Origin of the sequence: Dolichospermum circinale AWQC310F (assembly GCF_000426925.1) — a bacterium.
Taxonomy (GTDB): Bacteria; Cyanobacteriota; Cyanobacteriia; order Cyanobacteriales; family Nostocaceae; genus Dolichospermum; species Dolichospermum circinale.
Genome location: NZ_KE384705.1, coordinates 40,432 through 43,924, shown reverse-complemented (window position 1 = coordinate 43,924; position 3,493 = coordinate 40,432). Strand labels below are relative to the sequence as shown.

2 protein-coding genes and 1 pseudogene are annotated in these 3,493 nt (G+C 40.4%); 1 reads left to right on the top strand and 2 read right to left on the bottom strand.

What is annotated here, in order from left to right:
* Positions 1-153, top strand: a 153-nt coding sequence (locus ACIR310F_RS27495; RefSeq protein ID WP_331271323.1) for a hypothetical protein, incomplete at its 5' end; no start/stop codon positions are given.
* Here the strand turns inward: ACIR310F_RS27495 and clpB are convergent.
* Both clpB and ACIR310F_RS27045 read right to left on the bottom strand, forming a co-directional pair.
* A complete protein-coding gene (gene clpB / locus ACIR310F_RS0117325) occupies positions 150-2,768 on the bottom strand; it encodes an ATP-dependent chaperone ClpB (RefSeq protein WP_028084916.1) in 2,619 nt (872 codons plus the stop codon). The two genes, ACIR310F_RS27495 and clpB, sit on opposite strands and share 4 nt — an antisense overlap.
* A gap of 271 nt (positions 2,769-3,039) precedes the next feature.
* A pseudogene (locus ACIR310F_RS27045) lies at positions 3,040-3,493 on the bottom strand (DcrB-related protein); the annotation flags it as partial.

Here is a 3,493-nt window from a genome sequence, read left to right as displayed (position 1 = left end):
GTCAGTGGTCAGTGGTCAGTGGTCAGTGGTCAGTGGTCAGTGGTCAGTGGTCAGTGGTCAGTGGTCAGTTGTCAATGGTCAGTTGTCAGTGGTCAGGAAAATACTTTGTCCTTTCCTGTACCACTGTACTCTGTACTCATGTACCCATTCTAACCCGTAAATACTTCTGCGGATAAGCAATTAAACGAAAGACGCTCATTTTGCACATCTACAAAAATAGTGTCACCGTCGCTAAAATCACCCCGTAAAATGGCTTTAGCGATTTGGGTTTCTAATTCTCTTTGAATTGCTCTTTTTAATGGTCTTGCACCAAATACCGGATCATATCCTACTTCTGCTAAAAAGTCAAGGGCAGAACTAGATAATTTCAAAGATATTTTTCTGTCAGTTAATCTTTGTTTTAACCTATCTACCTGTAATTGGACAATATGCCGTAATTCCGATTTTTGTAAACTGTGGAAAATAATTAATTCGTCTAGACGGTTTAAGAACTCTGGACGGAAACTATTTCGCATCGCTTCCATAACCCGATTCCGCATTTCGTCGTAACGGGTGTCATCCCCAGCTACATCAAGGATATATTGAGAACCGATATTACTGGTCATAATGATGATACTATTTTTGAAGTCCACTGTGCGACCTTGAGCATCTGTCACCCGACCATCATCAAGAATTTGTAGGAAAATATTAAAAACGTCAGGGTGTGCTTTCTCGATTTCGTCAAATAAGATCACCGCATAAGGACGACGACGAATAGCTTCAGTTAATTGTCCTCCTTCTTCATAGCCGACATATCCAGGAGGCGCACCGATTAAACGGGAAACATTATGTTTATCCATGTATTCGGACATATCAATTCGTACCATTGCTTCCTCAGTGTCGAACATATAAGCCGCTAAAGCCTTAGCTAATTCAGTTTTACCAACACCAGTGGGACCTAAGAAGATAAAACTAGCAATGGGACGGTTGGGGTCAGAAAGTCCAGCGCGAGAACGTTGGATAGCGTCTGCTACAGCGGTAACAGCTTCCTGTTGACCGACAACACGATGATGTAACTCGTCTTCTAAATGTAACAGTTTTTCTTTTTCTGATTCTACCAATTTATGCAGAGGAATACCTGTCCATTTAGAAATAATTTCCGCAATATCGGCTTCTGTGACTTCTTCCCGTAATAGTGATTTTCCGGTTTTTTGGGTTTGGGAAAGTTCGGTTTCTACCGCTTGTAATTGGCGGTGTAGGTCTGTTAATTTACCATATTTTAATTCCGCAGCCCGGTTAAGATCATAGTTTCTTTCTGCTTGTTGAATTTCTAAATTTACGCGGTCAATTTCTTCTTTGATGGACTGAATTTTAGTAATAATACCTTTTTCAGATTGCCATTGTACACTGAGAGTTCTTTGATCTTCCTTTAAGTCAGCCAGTTCTTTTTCTAATCTTTCCAAACGTTCACGGGAAGCAAGATCACTTTCTTTTTGTAAAGAGAGTTTTTCCATTTCCAATTGCAGAATTTTCCGGTCTATTTCGTCCAGTTCTTCAGGTTTAGAAGTAATCTCCATTTTCAGTCTAGCAGCGGCTTCATCAACTAAATCAATGGCCTTGTCAGGGAGAAAGCGATCGCTAATATAACGATTAGATAAAGTAGCCGCAGCCACAAGAGAACTATCAGAAATTCTCACCCCATGATGAACTTCATAACGTTCCTTCAAACCGCGTAAAATGGAAATTGTATCAACCACATTAGGCTGATCTACATAAACTTGTTGAAAGCGTCTTTCTAAAGCCGCGTCCTTTTCCAAATATTTGCGGTATTCATCCAAAGTTGTCGCCCCAATACAGCGTAACTCACCTCGCGCCAACATCGGTTTTAATAAATTCCCCGCATCCATCGCCCCTTGGGTAGCACCAGCGCCAACAACGGTATGAATTTCATCAATAAATAAGACAATATTGCCACCAGATTCTGTGACTTCCTTTAATACGGCCTTGAGACGTTCCTCAAATTCACCTCGGAATTTAGCCCCCGCAATTAAAGCCCCCATGTCCAAACTAATCAGTTTACGATCTTTGAGAGATTGGGGAACATCACCCGCAACTATGCGCTGTGCCAAACCTTCCGCAATTGCAGTTTTCCCCACCCCAGGTTCACCAATTAAAACCGGGTTATTTTTGGTTCTACGGGAGAGAATTTGTACTGTACGTCTAATTTCATCATCACGACCGATTACGGGGTCTAGTTGACCTTTGCGGGCGGCTTCCGTGAGATCCCGTCCGTACTTCTCTAGTGATTGATATTTACCTTCTGGATTTTGGTCAGTCACCTTTTGTTTCCCCCGAATTTCTTTGATAATATTTTTGAGTTTGTTTTCATCTAAACCAAATTCTTGACACAGACCCTTGCCAAAACGGTCATCTTTGGCGTAACCTAGTAATAAATGTTCAATAGAAATAAATTCGTCTTTAAATTCTTGACGATATTTTTCTGCCCGATCTAACAATGTATCTAAACTGCGTCCTAAATATACGGAACTGCTAGAACCGGATACCTTGGGTTGACGTTGAATGAATTGATCAGTACGATCACGGACTTTTTGCAGGTTTGCGCCGGCTTTGGTGAAAATCGCACTGGCCAGTCCTTCCTGTTCCAGTAACCCTTTCATCAGATGTTCACTTTCTAACTGCTGTTGCTGATACTGTTTGGCTACATCGGGGGTGTGAGCGATCGCTTCCCAGGCTTTTTCTGTAAATTGATTGGGGTTAGTCGGCTGCATAAGCTTTTAGAATAACAAACTACCGTTTAATAGGATCATTGTAAAAATATTTGGCAGAATAGCTAGATCGGTCTTCACATCTTTAAAATGTAGTATTATTGCCCAATGTGGAGTAATAAGTCGTCAGTTGTCAGTCGTCAGTTGTCAGTTGTTAGTTGTCAGTGTTTTTTATCTGTTCCCTGTTCCCTGTTCCCTGTTCCCTGTTCCCTGTTCCCTGTTCCCTGTTCCTGTAACCTGTTCCCTATTCCCTTTTTTTGTAATTAAGACTTAATTACCAGATTGGACTTGTAGGTTTTTCAGAGGTGGATTTTTCCAGTCTAAAGGATTTAATTATCGTGTCTTCCACAGTTTTCGCAAACTCTGGATAGGATTTGTCTTCAGCGCGATAGGTGAGAATATAGGCTTTTTTATCATTAACAATCCATACTTGCATTTCTTGGAAACTTACCTTGTGGATATTATCTCTGAACTCATAAACTACTTGATAACCTTGTGTTTCACCAAGTTGTATTTGTCCAGATTTGATAATTTTCGCATTTTGTCCTAATGCTTCAATTTGTCCGATAGAAAACTTAGTATAATCTGCCAAAGTCTCCGAATGGAATAACTCATCTATAGTGATAAAAAACTCTGGAGTTAGAAAAGATGAGATCATATTTTTCGGGATAATTCGCGTTAATTTATCTATGGCTGGCGTTTCTTGCCAATTTTTAGGATATTTAAAC